17 protein-coding genes are annotated in these 23669 nt (G+C 63.3%); 15 read left to right on the top strand and 2 right to left on the bottom strand.

All coding sequences use genetic code 11. The features are described from left to right. The first annotated feature begins 46 nt into the window (after positions 1-46). From tssC to WBQ96_RS20440, 11 genes are read left to right on the top strand one after another with little or no spacing between them, the layout of a single operon-like run. Positions 47-1432 (top strand): type VI secretion system contractile sheath large subunit, encoded by a 1386-nt coding sequence (tssC, locus tag WBQ96_RS20490; protein WP_336553696.1) that lies wholly within the window; start codon positions 47-49, stop codon positions 1430-1432. Then, positions 1429-2256, top strand: a complete 828-nt coding sequence (locus WBQ96_RS20485) for a type VI secretion system accessory protein TagJ (protein ID WP_336553530.1) — start codon at positions 1429-1431, stop codon at positions 2254-2256. Before tssC ends, WBQ96_RS20485 begins: the two co-directional genes overlap by 4 nt. Next, positions 2249-2758, top strand: coding sequence for a type VI secretion system baseplate subunit TssE (tssE, locus tag WBQ96_RS20480; protein WP_165120336.1), 510 nt, complete (start codon positions 2249-2251; stop codon positions 2756-2758). Before WBQ96_RS20485 ends, tssE begins: the two co-directional genes overlap by 8 nt. Next, positions 2751-4532, top strand: coding sequence for a type VI secretion system baseplate subunit TssF (gene tssF, locus WBQ96_RS20475; protein ID WP_336553528.1), 1782 nt, complete (start codon positions 2751-2753; stop codon positions 4530-4532). Before tssE ends, tssF begins: the two co-directional genes overlap by 8 nt. Positions 4533-4550: 18 nt before the next feature. Then, the gene (gene tssG, locus WBQ96_RS20470; protein WP_336553526.1) at positions 4551-5552 is read left to right on the top strand and encodes a type VI secretion system baseplate subunit TssG; all 1002 of its coding nucleotides are present in this window, start codon (positions 4551-4553) and stop codon (positions 5550-5552) included. A 14-nt stretch (positions 5553-5566) separates the two neighbouring features. Then, positions 5567-6772 (top strand): type VI secretion system-associated FHA domain protein, encoded by a 1206-nt coding sequence (locus tag WBQ96_RS20465; protein WP_165120333.1) that lies wholly within the window; start codon positions 5567-5569, stop codon positions 6770-6772. Next, positions 6769-8109 carry a type VI secretion system baseplate subunit TssK gene (gene tssK, locus WBQ96_RS20460; protein ID WP_336553523.1) on the top strand — a complete coding sequence of 447 codons (1341 nt, stop codon included), beginning with the start codon at positions 6769-6771 and terminating at the stop codon, positions 8107-8109. Before WBQ96_RS20465 ends, tssK begins: the two co-directional genes overlap by 4 nt. A 13-nt stretch (positions 8110-8122) precedes the next feature. Further along, positions 8123-9634, top strand: a complete 1512-nt coding sequence (gene tssL / locus WBQ96_RS20455) for a type VI secretion system protein TssL, long form (protein WP_336553521.1) — start codon at positions 8123-8125, stop codon at positions 9632-9634. Then, positions 9631-13134 carry a type VI secretion system membrane subunit TssM gene (tssM, locus tag WBQ96_RS20450; RefSeq protein ID WP_336553519.1) on the top strand — a complete coding sequence of 1168 codons (3504 nt, stop codon included), beginning with the start codon at positions 9631-9633 and terminating at the stop codon, positions 13132-13134. The genes tssL and tssM overlap by 4 nt, the downstream gene beginning before the upstream one ends. A 15-nt stretch (positions 13135-13149) precedes the next feature. Then, positions 13150-14535 (top strand): type VI secretion system-associated protein TagF, encoded by a 1386-nt coding sequence (tagF, locus tag WBQ96_RS20445; protein WP_336553517.1) that lies wholly within the window; start codon positions 13150-13152, stop codon positions 14533-14535. Then, positions 14532-15449 (top strand): protein kinase domain-containing protein, encoded by a 918-nt coding sequence (locus WBQ96_RS20440; protein ID WP_336553515.1) that lies wholly within the window; start codon positions 14532-14534, stop codon positions 15447-15449. Before tagF ends, WBQ96_RS20440 begins: the two co-directional genes overlap by 4 nt. Positions 15450-15491: 42 nt before the next feature. On the opposite strand, the gene WBQ96_RS20435 is transcribed toward WBQ96_RS20440, so the two are convergent. Both WBQ96_RS20435 and WBQ96_RS20430 read right to left on the bottom strand, forming a co-directional pair. Next, positions 15492-16631, bottom strand: a complete 1140-nt coding sequence (locus WBQ96_RS20435) for a polysaccharide biosynthesis/export family protein (protein ID WP_336553513.1) — start codon at positions 16629-16631, stop codon at positions 15492-15494. A gap of 333 nt (positions 16632-16964) precedes the next feature. After that, positions 16965-17834, bottom strand: a complete 870-nt coding sequence (locus WBQ96_RS20430; protein WP_165120326.1) for a LysR substrate-binding domain-containing protein — start codon at positions 17832-17834, stop codon at positions 16965-16967. Positions 17835-17935: 101 nt separating this feature from the next. On the opposite strand from WBQ96_RS20430, the gene WBQ96_RS20425 reads away from it, so the two are divergent. From WBQ96_RS20425 to phnY, 4 genes are all read left to right on the top strand, one after another. Further along, positions 17936-19603, top strand: coding sequence for a Na/Pi cotransporter family protein (locus WBQ96_RS20425; protein WP_165120325.1), 1668 nt, complete (start codon positions 17936-17938; stop codon positions 19601-19603). Between the two features lie 105 nt (positions 19604-19708). Then, positions 19709-20911 carry a 2-aminoethylphosphonate--pyruvate transaminase gene (locus WBQ96_RS20420; protein WP_165120324.1) on the top strand — a complete coding sequence of 401 codons (1203 nt, stop codon included), beginning with the start codon at positions 19709-19711 and terminating at the stop codon, positions 20909-20911. 29 nt (positions 20912-20940) lie between these two features. After that, entirely contained in the window at positions 20941-22203 is a 1263-nt protein-coding gene (gene phnA, locus WBQ96_RS20415; RefSeq protein ID WP_336553509.1) for a phosphonoacetate hydrolase, read from the top strand. A gap of 11 nt (positions 22204-22214) precedes the next feature. After that, positions 22215-23669, top strand: a complete 1455-nt coding sequence (phnY, locus tag WBQ96_RS20410) for a phosphonoacetaldehyde dehydrogenase (protein ID WP_336553508.1) — start codon at positions 22215-22217, stop codon at positions 23667-23669.

The raw sequence follows: 23669 nt of genomic DNA, 5'->3' as shown, positions 1-23669 counted from the left end.
CAGGCCCGCGCGGGACCGCTCACAACGCCGTAGCCACGCCATGACGATGGGTCCGAGCACATTGTGGCGACGCAGGGCAGATCAGCTTATTGCACTGATCGACGAGGCCCTGAACCGCCAGGTCAACGCTATTTTGCACCATCCCGAATTTCAGGCGATGGAGGCGAGATGGCGCGGGCTTGCCATGCTCGTTCGGGTCGCCTCGCGCGGCAGCGACGTCAAGGTCAAGCTGCTCAGCATCAGTTGGGCGCAGCTCGCGCGCAGCATGGAGCGAGCGACCGATTTCGACCAGAGCCACCTTTTCGAGCTGGTTTACAGCCGGGAATTCGGCATGCCCGGCGGCGAGCCCTACGGTCTTCTTGTCGGCGACTATCAACTGTCTCCGGGCGATGCCGGTGGCGACACCGTCAGCACGCTGACCGAACTCGGCATGGTGGCCGCCGCTGCATTCTGTCCCTTCATCACGGGCGCTTCCCCCCGTGCCCTGGGCCTCGAAAATTTCGACGAGCTGAACAGGGTCCACGACCTTTCATATCTCGCCAACGACCCGCAACGCATTCGCTGGAACGGGTTGCGGGCGCGCGAAGACTCGCGTTTTCTCGGCCTCGTTGCCCCGCGCGTCCTCATTCGTTCGCCATACGAGCCGTTCTCGCGGCGGCGCGACGATGGCTTTCCGTTCCGCGAAGAGATTTCCGAGGATGGCGGCACGCTGCTGTGGAGCAACGGCGCTTTCGCCTTTGCAGCCATCGTCATCCGCAATTTCATAGAAACCGGCTGGTTCGCCGACATCCGCGGTGTCACGCAGGACGCGATAGACGGCGGGCTTCTCGGTCCCTCGGAACTTGCGCCCTATGATTTCGGCACCGAAAGCCAGGGCCTTTCCGCGCAGGCGCCCGTCGAGATAAGGCTGAGCAGCACGCAGGAGCAGCAGTTCTGCGATCTCGGCATCGTGCCGGTCGCCACCACTTATCTGTCGTCCTCAGCGATCTTCAATTCGAACCAGTCGCTGCATGCGCCCCAGCATTATTCCAACGAGAACGCCCGCCAGAACGCTCGGCTGGCAGCAATGCTGCAGTATGTGCTGTGCGCCTCGCGCTTCTCGCACTACCTCAAGGTGATCATGCGCGACGAGGTCGGCAGGCTAGCCGACGCTCTCTCGATCGAGCGCAAGCTGGAGGAGTGGCTGTCGGGCTACACGCTCGGAAACGACGACGCCGACCTGCCGCTACGCACGCGCTTTCCCCTGCGCTCGGCCGGCATCAGCGTCGACGAGGTTCCCGGCAAGCCCGGCACCTTCACCTGCACGGTGAGGCTGCAGCCGCATTTCCAGCTCGACGATGTTTCGACGAGCTTCCACCTCATCGCCGAGACGGCGCAGCCGACGACGGGCCGCGCCAACGCCGCTTCCGTGCCGCAAAGGATGACCGCATGACGCTTTCCGCCAGCATCGCAAAATCGCTTGCCGACGACGCTCTGGGCGAGGCGATCGAAATTGCCAAGGCGCATATCAAAACAAGCCCCTCGGACAAGGAGGCACGGCATATCTATATCGACCTGCTTGTCCTTGCCGGAGACTATGCGCGGGCGGACGCACAATGCAGCCTCGCCACCACATTCGCGCCGGAAGACACGATGGGCTTTGCCCTGCTGCGCAACCAGTTGCGCGCCATGGCCGCGCGCGATGCCTGGTTCAGCACGGGCGCCGTCCCGGAGTTTCCGCAGGGACCGAGCCAACTCGACACGGCGGCAGTCCGGCTCAATGTCGCCCACCGTTCCGGCTCACGCGAGGAAACCGCCGCTGCGCTCGAAAGCCTTGAGGCCGTTCGCGGCGAGCAGCCGATGCTCTGGAACGGCAAAGCCGTGTCCGATTTCCGCGACCTCGACGACCGCATTCCGCACGCGCTCGAAGTCATCATGACGGGCGGCGCCTATTTGTGGATCGACTTCGCCAAGATTGCCGCCGTTTCGGTCGAACCCATTGCGCGCCCGCGCGACCTCGCTTTCCGGCGGGCAGAGCTTTCGCTGATCGATGGCGCTTCCGCACCCGTCCTTTTGCCGGGGATCTATCACGGCACCGGTGACGCGGAAAAACTGGTCCTGGGCCGCGAGACCGAATGGGTCGAGGAAGCCACCGGCATCACCACCGGGCGCGGGCAGCGATGCTTCCTGGCCGGCGACGAGCTCGTCTCCTTCCACGATGCTGAGACGCTCGAGGCCGCTGCGGTCATCAACAAAAGGAAAGCGGCGAATGGCTGACCCGCTTGACCGTTACAGACCGCGCGAACGGGTCCTGTCGCGATCGATCCTCGACAGGCTGCTCGATCCCACTCCTGATCTTCTCCAGGATGCTCCGTCGAGCGTTGTCGATCAGGTCCGGGAGACGCGCGAGGCGATCCGGCGCGATCTTGAAGCGCTGCTCAACACGCGGCGTTGCCCGACCGCGCCGCCGAACGCGCTTGGCGAACTCAGGGATGCGCTGGTTTCCTACGGGGTCGAGGGCATCGTCTCGGCCAATCTGGTCACCGACGAATCCAAGCTGCGGCTGGCCCGCGCCATCGAACGGCGCATCGCGCTTTTCGAAACCCGGCTTTCCGACGTGCGCGTGACCATCCTCAAGAACAGGGCTGCCGGCGAACGCGCGCTGCGCATGCGCATCCAGGCGACGTTTCGCCTGCATGACGGCATGCCGCCGATAAGCTTCGAATCGACCATCGACCCGTCCACCCAGCGCTTCCAGGTGGAGGCGGCGAATGGCTGAGGGCTTCCTGCAGCGCTACAATGACGAGCTGACGGCGCTGCGTCGGCGCGCCTCGCGCTTTGCCGATGCCTTCCCGAAGATTGCCGGCAGGCTGCGCATGACCGGCGAGGTTGCCGACGACCCGCATGTCGAACGCCTGATTCAGAGCTTCGCCTATTCCGCCGCCCGTGTGCGCCAGAAACTGGACGACGAATTCCCCGAGCTCACCGACGGGCTGCTGGAGACGCTCTATCCGCATTATCTGGCGCCCATACCGTCGATGAGCATCGTGCGCTTCTCGCCCAGCGAGACGTTGGCTGCGGTGCAGTCGGTGCCGCGTCACACCGAAATTCTGGTCGAGCCGGTTGCCGGGGAAACCTGCCGTTTCCGCACCACGCAGGATGTCGAGATCGCGCCGGTAGAGATCACGGCAGCGGGTCTTTCCGGCCAGCCGATCCGCGCGCCGTTGTCCCCCTATGCCGGCGCAGCAGGCTGTTTCAGGATATCGCTGCGGCCGCAGGACACCCGCAAGCAGCTTTCAGAAATTGGGCTCAAACGGCTTCGCTTCCACATCCCCTCGCCCTGGCGGCAGGCGAGCGCGCTTTACGAACTGCTGATGAACCATACGCTCGGCATAGCCCTTGCCCGTCATGCCGACGACGAAAACCCGATCTTCCTGTCGGCGGACAATTTGCGGCCGGTCGGTTTTGCGGCCGACGAGGCAATGCTGCCCTACCCCGCGGCAAGCTTTGCCGGCTATCGATTGCTGACCGAATTCTTCGCCTTGCCGCAAAAGTTTCTTTTCTTCGACATCGAGGAGCTGGATCGCTGGCGCGGCGAAACGCTCGAGATTTTCATCTACCTCAACGAAACAGACAGCAAGTTGGAGCGAGCCGTCTCAGCCCGCGACCTGGCGCTTCATGCGACGCCGGTCGTCAATCTTTTCCGCCAGACCTGCGAGCCGGTCGTGATCGACGGGACGCGCACGGAGTACCGGCTGCTACCGGATTCGCGCCGGCAGAAGACACGCGAAATCTACGCCATCGATCGCGTCCTGCTTTCCGGACGCGGCGGCGAGGAGCATCTTTGCCAACCCTTCTTCGGCCGTGCGCAACGCGGCGGGACGGCATCCTCCTTCTGGCAATCCTATCGCCGCTTTGACGAAGATGACGGCACCTGCGACGTCGACATCGCATTCGTCGATCGCGCACGCCGCAGCACCGGAAGGCTGGACGCAGTGGCAAGCGTGGACGCCTTGTGCCTCAATCGCGACCTGCCCGAGAAGCTTCCCTTCGGGGGTGGTCATCCCTACCTGCAACTTGCGACCGGCAACGAGGCCGTCGCCTCAATCGAGGCGCTTGTTCCGCCGACGCCGGCCGTGCGCATGAACGACGCTGACGGCCGCAATTGGCGGCTGATGTCGCACCTGCTGCTCAACCATCTGTCGATCTTCGACAATGACGGCGCGGCGCTGAAAGACATCTTGTCCCTCTACGCCTTCCGCGATTCACCCGAAACCAAGCAGCTTGCCGATGCCATCACCAAGGTCGAAGCCAAGGCCTCGACGGCCCGCCTCGGCGGCGGCGGCATGGTGCCCGGAACCGACATCGCCATCGAATTCGACCCCGCTGCCATCGACCGGCCGTCGGCCTTCCTGTTCGGCAGCGTGCTCGACCGGTTCTGCGGCCTCTACACCTCCGTAAACAGCTTCACGCGGCTCACCGTATCGATCAAGGGGCAGTCGAAGCCCGTTGCGCGATGGCGGGCAAGGGCCGCCGAGCGCCCGCTTCTCTAGAAGGATTTTTGCCACGACATGAGCCTTGCCGCCGAAAAGAAGACTGACGGCCTAGCCGATCTGCTCGAGCGCGACCCCGGCCGCTTCGAGCCGACGACCGCATTTCGCGTGGCGCAGGCAACCGACGACGGTCTGGAAGTCACTTCGCATTTCGGCGTCTCGCCGGCGCCCGTTGCGGTCGCCGCTTTCCGCCGCAAGGGCCGCAAGTCGACCGTGCGCGGCGCGCTTGCCGGCCTGCTCGGCCCGCTCGGTTCCCTGCCGCCCGCTTACAACGAACATGTCATACGCGAGGAGCGCAACAAGTCGCGCGCGCTTTCGGCCTTCTTCGATCTCTTCAGCACCCGCATGGCCGAACTCTTCGTCGCGGCCTGCGAAAAATACAGGCTTGCGCGCCTGCTGCGCTGGGGAAGCGACGATGGCCGCAACGCCTTCGTCACCGCTCTCTTCTCGCTGACCGGCTTTGCAACGGCAAAGCTGCGGGAACGCAGCGGCGTCGAGGACGACGTCCTTCTGCGATTCAGCGGCTTCCTTGCGTCGAGAACCAGAAACGCCGTCAATCTGCGGGCGATGCTGCACGAGTTCAGTGGACTGCCGGTGGAGATCGAGCTGTTCCGCGGACGCTGGCTTTCGATCCCGGTCGAGGAACTGAGCCAGATGAGCCGGGCTGGCGCCGTGCGTCTCGGCGTCAACGCCATGGCCGGCACGGTAATCCATGATTTCAGCAGCGGCTTCCGCGTCGTCATCGGCCCGCTCGACTATCCCGATTATCTTTCGCTCGCACCGGGAAGCCGCAATGTCGAGGAGCTTTTCGCCCTGACGCGGCTCTTCGTCGGCTCGGGCCTCGATTTCGACATCCAGATCATCCTGAAGAAGGAGCATGTTCCGTTCTGCCAGCTCGGCCAGGCCGGCGACCCGCCGCGGCTTGGCTGGAACAGCTGGGCGCGGGTGGCGCCCGCTGCCCGCGACAGCGATGACGCCGTAATCGTGCAGCGCAAGGCCGCGCTGCCGATGGCCTTGTGAAGGGCGGCACCGCGATGAGGCTCGAGCTTAAGCAGAAAAAGGGTACGGGGCAGGACGCAGCCGCGCAGCGCTGGTATTTCGAGCGCGGCCGCCGCACGATCGGCCGGTCGAGCGATTGCGACTGGCAGGTGCCCGACACCACCCGCTCCGTTTCCAAGCTGCACTGCACGATCGAGCGCGACCGCGAGGGCTTCCTGCTGCGCGACGAAAGCGCCAACGGCACCAGGGTCGACGGCGTTCTCGTGCTGGAGGGCGAGACCGCCCGACTCTCGGACAGCTCGCAGCTGGAATTCGGTGGGTTCGCGTTTTCCGTCGCCATTTCGGGCGAGAAGGATCACGAGGTCGAAGACCCCGAAGCCGGCCTCGCCCTGAGCGACGAGAACCTTACCATCTCGGCCATCCTTGCCGACATCGCTCCCGGCGGACAGTCCGCCAACGGCATATTGCGCGGGCGCGATAGCGAGGACTGGTCCAGCCCGATCCCCATTGGCAGCCCCAGGCGCAAGGGTGAAACAGCGCCCTCCTCGCGCAACGTCGAAATCGGCTGGAGCGGCCCTCCCGCGACGACCGGCATGTCTCCGATCCTGCCCACTGACTGGAACGAGGACCTCGACTACAGCAACCGCCTTGAGCACTCCGCCGCACCTCATGTTTCCGTGCCGACGGCCCGAAGCCGCAAGCAGGTGGATGTGGCGGAGCAACCAGCTGCCAGCGCTTCGGTCGTGGTCAAAGAAGGTCACGACGACACCCATTCAGCACCTACCGGCATCCCGGAGTCCGTCCTGTTGCCGCGCATCGAGGCCTTGCTGGATCGATGTGAGGAAGCCGCCGGCGAGGCCTTCGCCGCTCTCGACATCGACCCTGCGGGCCTATCTGAAATGCCTGACCTTTTCGGCACCGGCCGGGAAGAAGCGACGATTGCACGGCTGGAAAACCTGCTTGCCAGACAGGTGTTGCTGGCCACAGCAATCGAAGGGCTGCTGAAGGAGGCAAGCCATGCTTTTGAGCCTCGTGTGATCGAGGCGCGCGTCGATGCCGAGCCGCGAAAGCTGCCATGGCGCAACGACCGTTCCTACTGGCAGGCATATCGCCAGAATTTCGAAACCGGCGGAGCCAGTCTCTCCGTCCGCGAATTCTTCCGCAACGCCGTGCTGCGAGCGCTTGGCCAGCCGGAAGAAGACGCGCCTGAAGTGATAGAGAAGGTGAAGCGCAGCTCATGAGAAACGAAAACAGGGTCGCGTGGAGCGAAGGCATGTTCCTTCGCGTGCAACATTTCCAGCAGGCGGACCGCTGGACCGAACGGCTCGTGCGCATGACGACGCGCGAGCTTGCCGCCTATCCCTGGGGCGTCGCCGAGATCGGCATCGACCGCAGCGCCCTTGCCATCGGCCAGTTCGCGCTGTCCAACCTGCGCGGCATCCTGCCCGACGGCACGCTGTTCGAAGCGCCCATCGACGCCGACCTGCCGCCGCCGCTCGATCTCGACGAAACGGTGAAGAACGCCACGATCTACCTCGCTTTGCCGGCGCGGCGGCCCGGCAAGGCCGATGTCGCGATCAATGGCGGCGCTTCCTCCAATGGCGTTCGCGTCGTCGCCTCTCACTACGAGGCGCCGGACTCCAATGTCGAAACCGACTTCATGGCGCCCATCGATGTTGGCCGGCTCAGCCTGCGCTACCTGAAGAGCGGCGACGAGCTGGCCGGCTATGAGTTGATCGGCCTTGCCCGCGTCATCGAAGTGCGCTCGGACAAGGCCGTCATCCTCGACCCCGAATACATCGCACCGAGCCTCAACTGTGCGGCCGAACCACGGCTGAGCGAACTCGTCACCGAGCTTCTCGGCATCGTGCGCCATCGTGCCGAGGCAATCGCAGAGCGCATCGGCGACCCGACAATTCGCGGCACGGCGGAAGTCGGCGATTATTTCCTGCTGCAGATCCTCAACCGCGCCGATCCGATGCTGCGCCACATCTCCGCAAACGCCACGCGCATGCACCCGATGATATTCTTCGAGAATTGCATCCAGCTTGCCGGCGAGCTTGCCACCTTCACCATGGATTCGAAGCGCGCGAGCGACTTTCCGCCCTATCGCCACGACGATCTGAAGGGCACTTTCACCGCCGTCTTCGACGATCTGCGCAGCTCGCTTTCGGCGGTGCTCGAACAGACGGCGGTATCCATCGAGCTTTCCGAGCGCCGGCATGGTGTGCGGGTCGGCACCATCAACGACCGCACGCTGTTCAAGGAAGCGGGCTTCGTGCTCGCTGTGCGCGCGGAGATGTCGGCCGAGGATATTCGCCGCAAGCTGCCCGCGCAGATCAAGGTCGGCCCCGTGGAGCGCATCGCCGAACTGGTCAACGTCGCGCTGCCCGGCATTCCAGTGCGGCCGCTACCGGTCCTGCCGCGCCAACTGCCCTATCGCTCCGGCACCATCTATTTCGAACTCGACACCAAAAACCCTCTCTGGAAGCAGCTCGACACGTCGGGCGCCATAGCACTCCATCTCGCCGGGGACTTTCCGGGCATAGAGCTGGAGCTCTGGGCTCTGAGGGAATAGGGGACCGCACCGCATGAACAAGGGAACCACTATCCCCTGGCAGGACCTGCCCACGGTCGTCGAGCTCACCGAGGACGGCGCGCGCAAGCAGCAGACCGCCCGCAAGATGGCCGAGATGCTGGACGACACATTGGACAGTGGCGTAAGCGGTGAGCCCGTCAGGGCGAGCGGCTGGTCGGTGGACGCGCTGGTTCGCGATTTCCGCTTTGGCGGCGAGGAGGTGCCGACCATCGTCGCCTCCGCCGCACCCCTGCTCAACCTCGCGCATGCGCTACGCCATACAGACGAGCAGCCCGACATAGAGCAGTTGCGGCGCACGACGACGGAGGCCATCGGCCGCTACGAACGCGACCTCGCAAGCGCCCGCATCAGCCCGGAGCGGGCGCGCGCAGCGCATTATGTGGTTTGCGCGACGGTGGACGACGTCGTGCTCAGCAAGTCGTGGGGCGTTCGCGCCGGCTGGGCGCGGTCCGGTCTTGTTTCGACGTTCCATATGGACGTGACCGGTGGCGACCGGGTGTTCGACCTGCTCGACCACTTCCACCAGAGCCCCGGCACCAACAAGGATCTCCTGCTGCTCATCTATCTCTGCCTGTCGCTTGCCTTCGAAGGGCGCACCCGCGTGTCGCCGCGCGGAACGCTCGAACTCGGCCGCATTCGCGACAGCCTCTACAAGACGCTGCTTGGCCAGTACGGCGTGTTCGAGCGGGAGCTTTCCCCGCACTGGCGGGGCGTTTCGGCTCGCCATAAGCCGCTGCGCACCGCCGTCGCGCTGTGGACGCTTCTGTCAGCACTCGTGCTGCTCTTTGCCCTTGGCTATCTCTTCTTCACGCTCTCGCTCAATCGGGCCTCGGACGGCACTTTCTCGCGTCTGGCGAACCTGCCGCCACGCGATGCGCCCAGCGTCTATCTTCAGCCACCCGCGACGCCGCCGGCTGCCCCCGTACAGCCGCAGGTCGAGGCAAAGGTGGAAACCCCGCCGGAACCGAAGAAGCCGAGCCGCCTGGAAAACCTTCTCGCATTCCTCCAGCCCGAGGTGGAGCGAAAGCTGGTGACGCTTTCCGATGCCGATGGCAGGCTGCTCGTGCGCATCAACAATTCCGGCCTCTTCTCGGTCGGCAGCGCCGAAGTCAGCTCCGAATTCCGCGGCCTGCTGGAGCGCATCGGCGGTGCGCTCGCGGCCGAGAAATTCCGCGCTGTCGTCGTCGGCTATACCGACAACGTTCCTATACGCACCATCCAGTTCCCATCCAACTGGCACTTGTCGGAAGCGCGCGCCAGCGCTGTGGGCAAGATCCTGTCGGCCTATACCGGGCCCGAGGCGATCCTCACCGAGGGCCGTGCGGATAGCAATCCGCTTGCCGGCAACGACACGCAGCAAGGACGGGAGATCAACAGGCGCACGGAGATTCTCGTGCTGACCGACCCGACCGAGAAACTCGACGCAGCCGGCGTGATGCCCACGATCCGAAACGACGGGACCGGCAGCACACCCGCGCCCGCAGCAGGAGGCGTTTCGCCGTGAACCCTCTCAGCTATTTCTACACGCTGCGTTCCTATGTGGATTCCTACGCCGGGATCGTCGGCCGGCGCTTCCTGTCGATCATCTGGGTAGCGGCGATCTGCGTCGTCATCTGGTTCTACGGCTACCTGCTCGGCTATGGCGACTTCAAGCCGCTGGAAAGCACGCGCAACCGGATCATCGTCATCGCAGTCGTGCTGGTGGCGTGGATCGCCTACATGCTGTTCACGACCGTCCGCGCCCGCCGCCGCGACAAGGCGCTGGTCGACAGTCTCGAAAAGGACGCGGAAGCCGAAGCAGCCGCCAGCCAGCAGGCCGAGGTCGGCGAAATCCGCAACCGGCTGAAGGAAGCGCTGGCGCTGCTGCGCCGCATCACCAAGAAGCGGTTCGGCTATGTCTATGAGCTGCCATGGTATGTGATCTTCGGCGCGCCCGGCTCCGGCAAGACCACGGCGCTCAGCAACTCCGGGCTGAAGTTTCCCCTCGGCGACGCGCTCGGCAGCAATTCGGTGCAGGGCATCGGCGGCACCCGCAACTGCAACTGGTGGTTCACCGACGAGGCCATCCTCATCGACACCGCCGGCCGATACACCACGCAGGACGATCTCAACGGCGCTTCCAAGGCCGGTTGGGAAGGGTTTCTCAAGCTGCTGAAAAAGTATCGCCGCTCGCAGCCCATCAACGGCGTGCTGGTGACGCTTTCGATCGGCGACCTGCTGACACGCGACCCCGCCGCGAGGCTCGAGGAAGTGCGGGCCATACGCCAGCGCCTGTCCGAACTCGACGAATTTCTTCAGGCTCGCGTGCCCGTCTATCTCGTGCTGACCAAGGCCGATCTGCTCACCGGCTTCGTCGAATTCTTCGACGGGTTCAGCAAGACTGACCGCGACCAGGTCTGGGGCACCACCTTCGGTCTGGAGGAGAGCTACAAGGGCGAGAACCTGCCGGACCGGTATATTGAGGAATTCGGGCTGCTGCAGGAACGCGTCGGCGCAATGCTGGTGGAACGACTGCAGCAGGAACCGGACAGCCAGGTTCGCGGGCGGATATTCCGCTTTCCCGCCGAACTCGCCGCGCTCAAGGAGCGGCTGCACGAGGTGCTGACGGAACTTTGCGCCAGTTCCAAGCTGGTTGAATCCCCGCTTCTGCGCGGTGTCTATTTCGCCTCGGGCACACAAACCGAGGAGATGACGACCGCCAAGGCGCAGGCCGGTGCGCCGCGCATGCGCCGCAGCTATTTCCTGTCGCGGCTGTTGAAGGAAGTCGTCTTCGACGAAGCCTCCCTCGTCGCGCGCGACAAGCGGCTTTCCCGGCGCCAGATGATACTGCGGCGCGCAGCCTATGGCGTGGCGGCGGCCCTTCTGGCCGTCGTGCTGACAAGCTGGACCGCGACCTATTTCCAGAACACCAGCGCGCTGGCGCAAGCCGATGAGCGCATCGCCGCCTATGAGCAGCTTGTCCGAGGCGTTCCGGTTCGCGACGTCTCTGATGCCGACTTCCTGCGCATCCTTCCCGCGCTCGACAATCTGCACAGCGTGACGACTGGTTTTTCCGACAAGCGCGTCTGGCCGGTCAGCTTCGGATTGGATCAGGAAAGCAAGATCGCCGGCCGCCAGCGCGAGGCCTATCAGCGTGCGCTGAATGCGCTTCTGCTGCCTCGCATGCTGGTTCAGTTGCAGAAGACGATGGCCGGCAGCAAGGATGTCGGCCAGACATTCGATGCGCTGAAACTCTACGGGATGCTTGGCGGACTTGGTCCGGTCAATCCGGAATTCGTCTCGCTGGAGGCGGAGGACATGTTCGCCTCGCTTTATCCCGGCGAAGGCCGCGCGGCCGCTCGCGAAGCGCTGGTCCGTCATGCCGAGACGATGGCATCTGGACCTCTGGCCACTCTCGATCTCGACGCCGGCCTGATCGCCAAGGCACGCGAAACCATTCGGGACCAGAGCATTGCGGCGCGCGCCTACGACATATTGGCCAATCGCCGCGAGGCGCGCGCGCTGGCACCCTGGATACCTGCCGATGCGCTCGGTCCGCTCGGCGAGCAGGCTTTCGAACGCAGCTCGAAGGCAGCTCTGCGCGAAGGGGTTCCGGGTCTCTTCACCGGCGAAGGCTACCGCACGGTGGTGCTGCCGCAAGTCACCGATGCGGCGCGCGAAGCGCTCGACGAGCAATGGGTGCGCGGCGACCAGCCGAATGCCGCCGGCATGACGGTGGATGCCGTCACCCAGGCAGCACTGCAGCTCTATTTCGACAATTTCGAACAGCGCTGGTCGGGCTTGCTGACGGATATGCGGGTGCGATCCTCGCAGACACTTTCGGACGCCACCGAAACCGTGCGCGTTCTCGCCGGCGACCCAAGTCCCGTCGAGGCAGTCTCGCGCGCCATCGTGGCGGCGACCGATCTGCGGCCGCAAGGCAGCGCCATCGTTGCCACGATTAGCACCGTACCGGAGAGCGCATCGACTTCTGCCCTGGCAAGTGCCGCGAACGCGCCCGACCCGTTCGGCCGGCTGCGCGAGGCGCTGGAAACGCTGAAGGCGGGCGACGCCGGCCAGAACCAGAGCCAGGGCGAAAAGCCGCGCTCGCAGGTGGCCGCCCTTCAGCCCGTTTTGAAAACCATCTATGGCCAGCTTTCGCGCGCCACCACCTCTACGGCAGAGGTCGCCAAGGTGTTCGATGTCGACAGCCAGCTCACCGAGGCCAACCAGGCACTGCTTGAAGAAGCCAGGCGACTGCCGGCTCCCGTCGATACATGGATGGCAGGCGTTGCCGCCGATATCGGCTCGCTTGCGGTCAAGACCGCTCGCACACGCCTCGGCAATTTGTGGGCGGCGGACGGCGCGAGCCTGTGCTCAAGCGTCGTGATCGGCAGATATCCTTTCGACCGCACCTCAGCCCGCGATGTGGCGATGGCCGATTTCGTTCGCCTCTTCGGGCCAAGCGGCCTGTTCCACAGCTTCTTCAAGGACCGCCTGGAGGCTTTCATCGACACGAGTGCTACGCCATGGACCTGGCGCGGCACATTCGGCACCGAGGGCATTCCCGCCCAGGCGATTGCCCAGTTCGAGAATGCCGACAAGATCCGCCGCGCCTTCTTCCCGGCGGGCAGCGAGAGCCCGGCCGTCAGCATCAACGTCAAGCCGATCTCACTGAGTGACAGTGCCAATGCCGTCATGATGGAGATCGAGGGCGAGCGCGTCGTCTACTTCCATGGCCCGATACAGTCCAAGTCGATCGCGTGGCCGTCGAGCGAGGCGACGAATGTCTCGCGCATCGCCTTCCAGCCGGGCGGCTGGCAGCAGGCGCTTACGGAGAATGGCGACTGGTCGCCCTTCCGGCTGTTCGATGAGGCCGACATAACCAATGAGGGCGAGGATCTTTTCCGAGCGCGCTTTACCAGCGCCGGCCAGACCGCGGAATTCGATGTCCAGTTCGGCTCGGTGCTCAATCCGTTTCGCCTGAAGGCGCTGTCGGATTTCACCTGCCCCACGCAGTTCTAGGGAGACGCCGGGCTGATGAATGAACGCCATGTCATCGACGCCGCAACGGAAGCCGACCGTATCGGTTTCTTCGGCAAGGTTCCGACGCATGGCGACTTCATATCGACCGGACTTGGCCGGACGTTCCAGACCGAACTCGACAACTGGATACAGGCCGGCCTGCAAGCAAGCGAGCAGGCCCATGGCAAGGAATGGCAGCGCCTCTTTCGCGCAGCACCGCCATGGCGCTTCGTCATCGAGCGCTCGCTATGGGGCCAGTCCACGATGGTCGGCGTGCTGCTGCCGAGCACGGATCGCGTCGGCCGCAGCTTCCCGCTGGTCATCGCCGCCAAGCTCGGCAGCTTCAGCGGCAATCCACGCCTGCTGTGCTTCGATGAAACCTGGTTCACCGCAGCCGAAGCTCTGGCGGAAACATCTCTGACGCGCGACTTCGACATTGCAGGCTTCACCGCAGGCCTGAAGCGCCTGCGCCTGCCGCATGCCAAACTCGCAGCCCGCGGTGAGATGCCAGCGTCGAACGGCGACGACCGCATCTCCATCTGGTGGACGGTCGACGTGGATACCAGACGTCCCCATGGGTTCAAGACCAACGGCCCGCCCCAGGCGGCTCACTTCCTGAAACTCCTGAACGGCAAGCCGATCGCGGACACGCCAAAGCCCGAACCGGACGCGCCGCCTGATCCTGCTCGCAAGGCACCTATTGCTGCCGTAATGGAGCGGGTTCCAGCGCGAAAATTCGCAGTCGAAAGAAGTTACGCGACGCATCCCGGCACGCGCCTTTCGGTGAATGCCGACGCCTTGCTGGTCTCCGAAAAGCCACGCCTGTTTGCGGTAGCCGACGGCGTCGGCGATGGAAACGGTGCCGCCGACGCGGCCAAAGTGACCACCAATACGCTCGCTAATGTCTCGGCCCATGAAACGCTCGAGGAACTGATCCAGGACGTAAAAGGCAAGCTCGGCCGTGCCCATGGGCTGCTGCAATCCGCGCATGCGTTGAGCGAACGCGAGGCGCCGAGTGCAAGTGTCGCAGCACTCACCATCCGCGACAGCGCCTTCGCTATCATATGGGCGGGGAATGCCCGCTGCTATCTGGTGCGGGACGGCATGATGCGATGCCTCACGCGCGATCATGTCGAGATCGGGTTGCGGTTCGCGCTGTCGCGCAGCATCGGCTCGCAGCGGCAACTGGTGCCGGAAGTCTTTACGGACACAGTGCAGGACGGCGATCGCTTTCTCCTCTGCAGCGCAGCACTTACCCGCACGCTCGACGAGCGCAGCATCGCCGAAACTCTGCTGGAAAAACCTGTTGAGGAAGCCGCAGGCATTCTCATTCAGGATGGATTGATCGCCAATGCCCGCGAAAATATCAGCGCCATCGTGATCGGCATCCGCGCCGCATGAGCGCGGACCAACCACCTGATGGGCTGGAGGATATTGCAGCGCGCTTTTCCGCGCTGTGGCGGGCGCTGAGCCACGACGGAGACGTGCCGCGCGCACCGGCCGAAACGGCCATGCTGGCCGATCGCGTGCGCGATGCCCTCGACCGCCGTCTGTCCCGCCTCGATGAGGCAAATGCGACTTTCATCGCCAGCACCTTCGTGGTCGAAGAACTCGTGCATGACGGCATGCCGGCGCAAATCCATCGTGTTCGGCATCGAGACCTGCAAACGCTTCATGCGCTGAAGACGCTTCGCCCGGATCGGGCCGACGACGCCGTTTCAAGGCACTTGCTATTGCGCGAAGCGCGGCTGTCGATGACAATCAATCACCGAAATGTCGCGAGTGTTCAGACCGCACTGAGGCTTCCCGACGGCAGGCCGGCGCTAGTCGCAGCGTGGATGCCTTTTAGCCTTTCCGATTGCCTGAACACGCGATCTTTCTCGCCACGCGATGTCCACCAAGTGATGATCTCGATTCTGTCGGGACTGGAAGCGATACATTCGGCAGGACTCATCCATGCCGACATAGCTCCCGACAACCTGCTTCTTTCCGGCGAAGACCTCAAAGACCTGAAGATCGTGGATTTCGGCATCGCGCTGGAGCGGGGCCAGCGTCATGCCGACCTCGATCTGGCGGCAGCCGGCCACAGCGAATTTTCCGCGCCGGAGCAGAAGGAAGGCATGGTTCTCGATGGCAGAGCCGATCTTTATGCCTGCGGCCTGATCCTGAATCTGCTGCTGGAACGCTGCGGAGACGAAAGTGGCGTGTGCGAACAGCTTGCGGCCCTTGCAGAACACCTGTCGCAACAGGACCGTGAAAACCGGCCCGAAAGCGCATCAGCAGCCCTGAGGCTGCTGATGAAGATCGACATCTAGAACCGAACGAAACTAAAGATCGGCGGCCGTCTGAACCGTGGCTTAGTTCCCGCCGCCAGGCGGCGGGGCTGCTGCTGTCGCCACGCTCTTCTGGAAGACCGTGATCAGCTTTGCTGCATCCACGAGGCCCGCATTGCTCGCAAAAAGGATGTCGCCATCCTGAACCTGGAACTGCTGCATGAGCGCAAAATTGGATACGTCCTTCAGGTTGACGCGATAGATCACCGGCTTGCTTGTCACGAACGGCGCGCCCGGGTTCTTGCCGGCCTTCGCGAAGGCAGCATCGGAATAGACCGGCTGATTGCGGAACACGTAGAAATTGCGGGCGTCGGCACGATCGTCGAGCAATCCACCCGCGCGGCCAAGCGCCTGCGCCAGCGTCAGCTTGCCCTTCTCGAACTCGAATTCGCCGGCACTCTTGAACGCGCCCAGAGCCATGAAGCTCGGCGCATCGCCTTCGAGCATGACCTGATCGTCGGGCAGCAGATAAACATTCTGGCGACTGTCAGCCATGATGCGGTCAAGGGAAGCGCTTGCCCGCTGCTTGCCGCGCACGATCGTAACCGTCGTGCCCCCCGGCGCTCCGGAAGCGCCGCCGGCAAGCGCGATTGCATCCAGCACGCGCTCCTTGCGGGCCGTCAGCGGGAAGCGGCCGGGCGCGCGCACGTTTCCGTTCACGGTAATGCCGTTGGCGGGCTTTTCAACGACCGACACCACCGCCTGCGGATTGACCGCCGAACCCTTCAAACCTGCTACAATCCTTGACTGTAGCGCCTCGGGCGACGACTCCATGACACGTTGCCTTCCCACGAAGGGCAGCGTGACGAAGCCGCTCTCGTCCACCGTGAAACGGCCGAGATTGAGCGTCTTGCTGTTGGTGGTCGAAAGTATTCCCTCCTCCCCCGTATCGAAGATGGTGACATCGATCACGTCGCCGCGACGCAACCGGCTGTCGACATAGCCGCCGGATCGAAAGCTGCTCAGCCCCGCATCATTCGACGCATAGGACATCGTCGTCGCGCCCATGATGCCGAGCGGCGCATCGGCAAGTTCGACAACGGGAATCTTCTCGTTTGAATTGGGCAGGGAGGCGTTACGAATATTGGTGGCGCTAGGGCCATCAGAAGGGCTGGCGCATGCGCCTAGAACTACAAGAAAGGCAATAGGCACCAGTTTCCGCATCACTGATCCTCGTTGTGATTTGCTCAACCTAAGAGATACCCAGCCGCCACATTTCGAACAACAACATGAACGTGAAAATCACATGACAAACAGGCAATTACTGGTTGTTGTGTCTTATCTGCAACCAGAGCCACCGGCTTTCTAACCTGTCTCGTCAGCTGACCATGGAAGTTTCAATTTCACTAAATTCTAATATAGTTGAATCTGCCCGCGCCACGGTAATGAGCGACACTGTCATCAGGATTGGGCGAGCTACATATATGTGGCACCACTATAAGTTCCGGTGGGAACTGATACCCAAGCTTTGGACTACCTACATGGACCGGTGCTTGCTCAGCCTTCGACGGTTTGCCGGGCGAGATCCCAGAAAGCCTTCACCAGCTTGCCGCTGGAGCGTTCGCGCAGGCAGATGAGCGCTTCGTCCATCAGCATTTCCGGTCCATCGATGATGATCGGCCTGAGGCGTCCGTCTAGGCCAAACTCAGCCCGCGACACAAAGCCGACTCCGACGCCGGAGGCCACGATCTCACGCACTGCCTCACGGCCTTCGGCTTCTATGGCCGGCTTGAGTTCGATACCCTGAGCCGTGGCCAGCGCTTCCAGCTTGGATCTGGTCTTGGAACCACGTTCACGCAGCACAAGCGGCTGTTCGGCGATTTCGGCCAGCGTGAGCTTACGCGCTTCGGCCAACGGATGATTATGCGCCACAAACGCGATGATCGGTGAGGAATTGAGCTTCAGCATATTGTATTCGCGCCCTTCCGGAATTTCGCCCAGGACACCGATATCGGCTTCATAGGCGTAGAGGCTGGCCATCACGGTCTCGGTATTACCGGCACGAACGGTCACCTGGATTCCGGGATATCTGGCCCGGAATTGCCCCAGTATCTGCAGAAGGTGATGCGCGGCGTCAGCGACGATGCGCAATGTGCCGGCCCGAAGCGCGCGTGACTCCGAAAGCAGATCGAGTGCCTGCTGCTCGGTGTCGAACATGCGGTGCGTGATTTCAAGCATGCGCTCGCCCTGCTGCGTAAGCGTTACCTGCTTCTTGTGCCGGTTGAAAAGCAGCACGTCGTACTCTTCTTCCAGCTTGCGAACCTGATCCGAAATAGCCGGCTGGGTCAGGAACAACGCCTCCGCGGCACGCGAGAAACCGCCGCAAATGGCGACGTAGTGGAAAGCTCTCAGCTGCACGTACCGCACCGGGGCATCCTCCATAAGTAAAATCAATGCAAGTATAGAAACTAACGAATTGACTTATGTAAAGGGGAAGCCGAACTTTTCCTTCTGACAGGAAGCCGGCTATGCATTTCTCGATCATCCTTCTGCACCTCGCGGGCGCAACCTTGCTGCTGCTCTATGCCGTGCATCTCGTGCGCACCGGGATGGAGCACGCCCACACCCCCATCTTGCGCCAGCTGTTTGGCGAGGCAAGAGGCGGGCACGTGCGGGCTGCTGCCGGCGGCGCGGCCATGGCCGTGATGCTGCAAAGTTCAACGGCGGTGGCGATGCTCGCCTGCGGCTTCGCTGCCGGCGCTGTACTGGCGCTGCCGACCGGGCTGGCTCTGTTGCTCGGTGCCGATCTTGGCTCGGCGCTGGTCGTGCGGGTGCTCTCCTTCGATCTTGGATGGCTCATCCCGGTCTGCCTGCTGGCTGGCGGCGTCATGCATCTCAAGCTGCCGGGCGAGAAAATCCGCGAGACCGGACGGATGGTTCTCGGAGTTGGCTTTGTGCTCCTGTCGTTGAAGCTGCTGGGCGAAGCAACCGGTCCGCTTCGGAATGCAGAGCTTCTGCCCATGATCTCCGGTTATCTCGCCCAGGACTATCTGACGGCGTTCCTGCTTGGTGCGGTGTTCACCTGGCTCATTCACTCCAGCGTCGCCGCCGTTCTGATGATCACCGCCCTGGCCTCGCAGGGGTTGGTTTCGCTGGAAGCCGGCATACCGCTGATACTGGGCGCGAATGTCGGCAGCGGGCTGATAGCATTCTGGCTGTCACGGGGCATGGGACCTGCCGCCCGCCGCCTCCCGCTCGGCAATCTGATTTTTCGAGCCTGCGGGACAGTCGTCGCATTGGTTGCCATTCAGCTGTTCAACCTGCCGGTTGGCTGGCTGGGGGACAATGCAGGCGTGGCACTGATCAATCTCCACGTCCTCTTCAACGCATGTTTGGGCGTGTTTTGCCTTCCCCTCACCGGCGCGATGGCGCGGCTGACGACGAAGCTGCTGCCGGAAGCTCCGGCCAGGACGAAAGATGATGATCATGTCGCGCGGCGCATCACAGCCCTCGATCGTGCGGTGACCGGCGTTCCGGCCCTGGCTCTGGCGAGCGCCACGCGCGAGCTTTTGCGCATGGGAGAACTTGTCGAACTGATGTTCCGGCCGGTCATGGACATGTTCAAGTCCGGGACGAGCGAGCAGATCGCACGCCTGCGCAGCCTGGACGAAGACGTCAACGATGCCCACACCGGCATCAAGCTCTACATCGCCGAGGTGAACCGGGGCCGGCTGACGGCGGAGGAAGCGCGGCGCGGCATCGAACTGACCGACGTAGCGATCAACCTGGAGCATGCCGGCGACGTCATCGCCAAGAATCTGCTGGTGCTTGCCGCCGAGCGCTCGGAGAAAAACCTGAATTTCTCCAAGGAGGGCTGGGCGGAGATGACGGACCTTCATGCGCGTGTCGCGGAAAACATGCAGCTTGCGCTGAACGTCTTGATTTCAAACGACCTTGCCGCAGCCCGCCAGTTGGTGGCCGAGAAGGAGCGCATTCGAATGCAGGAGCGTCAAAGCCACGAACAGCATCTGCGCCGCCTGCAATCGGGCAAAATGGAAAGCATCGAGACCAGCGATATCCATCTCGAAGCCGTCCGCGCTTTCAAGGAGATCAATTCGCTTCTGGTTACGATCGCTTATCCGCTGCTTACGCAAAGCGGAGACCTGCTGAGCAGTCGGCTGGTGCGTCTGGCCTGATGATCATCGTTATAACTTATGTAAGGATACAAAATAACGATTTTGCAAATACATCATCGGCGGCGATAATCACGCCATTGCAGAACGCCGTGTGGAGGAAAATCAATGAGCGCCGAGACCAAGTTTTCGCCAGTCGAGGGTTTTGAGCCACCGGCGCTCGGCGAACCTTATTTGCTCACGCCGGGGCCACTCACCACAGCCTACGCCGTCAAGCAGGCCATGCTGCGCGACTGGGGTTCCTGGGACGGCGATTTCCGCGCCATGACTGCCGATATGCGCCGCCGATTGCTGGCGTTGACCGGCGACACCAAGGGCGAATTCGATTGCGTGCCCATGCAGGGAAGCGGCTCCTTCTGCGTCGAGGCCATGCTCGGCTCCTTCGTGCCGAAGGACGGAAAGGTTCTGGTGCTCGCCAATGGCGCCTATGGCCTTCGCGCCGCGCAGACCATGCAGTATCTGGGCCGCGCCTATACGCTGATCGACAAGGGCGATTACCTGCCGCCGCGCGGTGCCGAGGTCGCCGCCGCACTCGACGCCGATCCGGCGATCACCCATGTCATCGCCATTCACTGCGAGACCAGTTCCGGCATCCTCAACCCGGTCGCCGAGATCTCCGAAGCCGTCTACGCCAAGGGCCGCAAGCTGCTGGTGGACTCCATGAGCGCCTTCGGCGCCATCCCGCTCGACGTCAACGAAATCCGCTACGAGGCGATGGTCTCGTCGGCTAACAAATGCATCGAGGGCGTGCCGGGCTTTGGCTTCGTCATTGCCAAGAAGACGGAACTGGAAGCGGCCAAGGGCCGCAGCCACTCGCTTTCGCTCGACGTGCATGCCCAATGGGCGACGCTGGAAAAGACCGGCCAGTGGCGCTTCACCCCGCCGACGCATGTCGTTGCCGCCTTTCTCGAGGCGCTGAAGATGCACGAGGCGGAAGGCGGTGTTGCCGGCCGCGGCGCCCGCTACACCAAAAACCGCGACGTGATGGTTGCCGGCATGCGTGAGCTTGGGTTCGAGACGCTACTGTTGGACCACTGGCTGTCGCCGATCATCGTCACCTTCTTTTGCCCGGCGCATGAGAACTTCGCCTTCGACCGCTTCTATGGACTGATGAAGGACAAGGGGTTCATCATCTATCCCGGCAAGCTGACCGTGGTGGAATCGTTCCGCGTCGGCTGCATCGGCCGCATGGACGAGCACGTCATGCGGCGGGTCGTTGAAGCGGCCCGCGAGTCGCTCGCAGAAATGAACGTGCCTGATGCGGCGCCGCCCCGTACCGCGCTCGAAGAGCGCGCCAAGCTCGCCGCCTGAAAATCTCTCCAATCCCAGGGAACGCCCCGATGAACCAGATGTCACCTGTCACCGTGTCCGCGAATGGACGCAATTATGCCTGGCCGCGAGTGCCGGCGATCGCGATCTGCCTTGATGGCTGCGAGCCGGCCTATCTCGATGAGGCGATCCGTGCGGGGCTGATGCCGGCGCTGGAGAGGATCAAGGCGAAGGGCACGGTGCGGATGGCCCACAGCGTCATCCCGAGCTTCACCAATCCCAACAATCTGTCGATCGCCACCGGTCGTCCGCCGGCTGTCCACGGTATCTGCGGCAACTACCTCTACAACCCCGAGACGGGCGAAGAGGTGATGATGAACGACCCGAAATTCCTGCGCGCGCCGACGGTCTTCCAGGCCTTCTACGATGCTGGCGCCCGTGTCGCGGTGGTGACGGCGAAAGACAAGCTGCGCTCGCTGCTCGGTCATGGCCTGAAGTTCGATGAGGACCGCGCCATCTGCTTTTCCTCGGAGAAGTCGGACACCACGACCAAGGCCGAGCACGGCATCGACAATGCATCCGCCTGGCTCGGCCGACCGGTGCCGGAAGTCTATTCGGCCGAACTGTCGGAATTCGTCTTCGCCGCCGGCGTCAAGCTGTTGAAGGAATGGCGGCCGGACGTAATGTACCTGACCACGACCGACTATGTGCAGCACAAATATGCGCCGGGCGTGAAGCAGGCCAACGATTTCTACGAGATGTTCGACAAGTATCTCGCCGAACTCGACGCGCTGGGTGCTGCAGTCGTCGTGACCGCCGACCATGGCATGAAGCCGAAGCACAAGGCCGATGGCTCGCCGGACGTCGTCTATGCGCAGGACCTGCTCGACGAATGGCTGGGCAAGGATGTCGGGCGTGTGATCCTGCCGATCACCGATCCTTATGTCGTCCACCACGGCGCGCTGGGCTCGTTCGCCACCGCCTATCTGCCCAAGGGCGCGGACCGCGCCGACATCATGAAGCGGCTGGCCGGGATCGAGGGCATCGACCTTGTCGTCGACCGCGAAGAAGCCTGCCGCCGTTTCGAGCTGCCGGAAGACCGCATCGGCGACATCGTCATGATCTCGACCGAGAACAAGACGATCGGCACCAGCGAGCACCGCCATGATCTCGCCGCCCTCAACGAGCCGCTACGCTCGCATGGCGGCCTGACCGAGCAGGTGGTGCCGTTCATCACCAACCGGGTCCTGCCGGACCAGCCCGGCGCGCCGAAGCTGCGCAATTTTGATGCCTTCTACTATGCGGTGATGGCCGCAGCGCAGCCGGCGAGCTGAGGACAACTGCCGTGACCAAGCTCGATCCTACGATCAAAGTCCGCCATGAGCCAATGCGCATTGCCGGCCGCAAAGTCGATGCCGACGGCGTCGTCGAGGTGCGCTATCCCTGGAACGACACGGTGGTTGGCACCGTGCCGGCAGGCGGTGCCGAGCATGCCCGGCAGGCCTTCGCGATCGCTGCCGCCTACAAGCCGAAGCTGACGCGCTACGAGCGCCAGAAAATCCTGCTCAGGACGGCGGAACTGCTGAACTCCCGCAAGGAAGAAATCTCCTACCTGATCACGCTGGAGCTCGGCATCTCCAAGCAGGACTCGCTCTATGAGGTCGGCCGCGCCTATGACGTGTTCACCCTGTCGGGCCAGATGTGCATCCAGGATGACGGCCAGATCTTCTCCTGCGACCTGACCCCGCACGGCAAGGCGCGCAAAATCTTCACCATGCGCGAGCCGCTCAACGCGATCTCGGCGATCACGCCGTTCAACCATCCCTTGAACATGGTCTCGCACAAGGTGGCGCCGGCGATTGCCACCAACAACTGCGTCGTCGTCAAGCCGACCGAGCTGACACCGATGACGGCACTGGTGCTGGCCGACATCCTCTACGAGGCCGGCCTGCCGCCGGAGATGCTGTCGGTGGTGACCGGCTGGCCGAAGGATATCGGCGACGAGATGATCACCAACGAAAACATCGATCTCATAACCTTCACCGGCGGCGTGCCTGTCGGCAAGCTGATCGCGTCCAAGGCCGGCTACAGGCGCCAGGTGCTGGAACTTGGCGGCAACGACCCGCTGATCATCCTCAACGACCTCTCCGACGACGACCTGGCCAAGGCTGCCGATCTGGCGGTCGCGGGTGCGACCAAGAACTCGGGCCAACGCTGCACGGCGGTCAAGCGCATCCTCGTCCAGGAAAGCATCGCCGACCGCTTCGTGCCGCTGGTGCTGGAACGGGCAAGGAAGATCAGGTTCGGCGACCCGATGGACCGCACCACCGATCTCGGCACCGTCGTGCATGAGCGCGCGGCTGCCTTGTTCGAGAGGCGCGTCCACATGGCGGCAGAGCAAGGCGCCGACATTCTCTACAATCCCGGCCGCAAGGGCGCGCTGCTTCCGCCCATCGTCGTCGACCGGGTGCCGCATTCATCCGAACTCGTCATGGAAGAAACCTTTGGGCCGATCATCCCGATCATCCGCGCCCCCGACGACGACGACGCGCTGATCGCGCTCTCCAACTCCACCGCCTTCGGCCTCTCCTCAGGCGTGTGCACCAACGACTTCCGCCGCATGCAGAAATACATCGCCGGCCTTCAGGTCGGCACCGTCAACATTTGGGAAGTCCCGGGATACCGCATCGAGATGAGCCCCTTCGGCGGCATCAAGGATAGCGGCAACGGCTACAAGGAAGGCGTCATCGAAGCCATGAAGAGCTTCACCAACGTCAAGACTTTCTCCCTGCCCTGGTGA

The organism is Mesorhizobium sp. CCNWLY176, assembly GCF_037153935.1.
Classification (GTDB): Bacteria; Pseudomonadota; Alphaproteobacteria; order Rhizobiales; family Rhizobiaceae; genus Mesorhizobium_M; species Mesorhizobium_M zhangyense.
This window is presented reverse-complemented; position numbering and strand designations above follow the sequence as displayed.

Coding starts and splice junctions, on each gene's coding strand:
- tssE (WP_165120336.1), top strand. CDS start 2,249: ATGGCTGACCCGCTTGACCGTTACAGACCGCGCGAACGGGTCCTGTCG.
- WBQ96_RS20440 (WP_336553515.1), top strand. CDS start 14,532: ATGAGCGCGGACCAACCACCTGATGGGCTGGAGGATATTGCAGCGCGC.
- tssK (WP_336553523.1), top strand. CDS start 6,769: ATGAGAAACGAAAACAGGGTCGCGTGGAGCGAAGGCATGTTCCTTCGC.
- tssF (WP_336553528.1), top strand. CDS start 2,751: ATGGCTGAGGGCTTCCTGCAGCGCTACAATGACGAGCTGACGGCGCTG.
- tssG (WP_336553526.1), top strand. CDS start 4,551: ATGAGCCTTGCCGCCGAAAAGAAGACTGACGGCCTAGCCGATCTGCTC.
- WBQ96_RS20485 (WP_336553530.1), top strand. CDS start 1,429: ATGACGCTTTCCGCCAGCATCGCAAAATCGCTTGCCGACGACGCTCTG.
- tagF (WP_336553517.1), top strand. CDS start 13,150: ATGAATGAACGCCATGTCATCGACGCCGCAACGGAAGCCGACCGTATC.
- WBQ96_RS20425 (WP_165120325.1), top strand. CDS start 17,936: ATGCATTTCTCGATCATCCTTCTGCACCTCGCGGGCGCAACCTTGCTG.
- tssC (WP_336553696.1), top strand. CDS start 47: ATGGGTCCGAGCACATTGTGGCGACGCAGGGCAGATCAGCTTATTGCA.
- WBQ96_RS20420 (WP_165120324.1), top strand. CDS start 19,709: ATGAGCGCCGAGACCAAGTTTTCGCCAGTCGAGGGTTTTGAGCCACCG.
- WBQ96_RS20465 (WP_165120333.1), top strand. CDS start 5,567: ATGAGGCTCGAGCTTAAGCAGAAAAAGGGTACGGGGCAGGACGCAGCC.
- tssL (WP_336553521.1), top strand. CDS start 8,123: ATGAACAAGGGAACCACTATCCCCTGGCAGGACCTGCCCACGGTCGTC.
- WBQ96_RS20435 (WP_336553513.1), bottom strand. CDS start 16,631: ATGCGGAAACTGGTGCCTATTGCCTTTCTTGTAGTTCTAGGCGCATGC.
- phnA (WP_336553509.1), top strand. CDS start 20,941: ATGAACCAGATGTCACCTGTCACCGTGTCCGCGAATGGACGCAATTAT.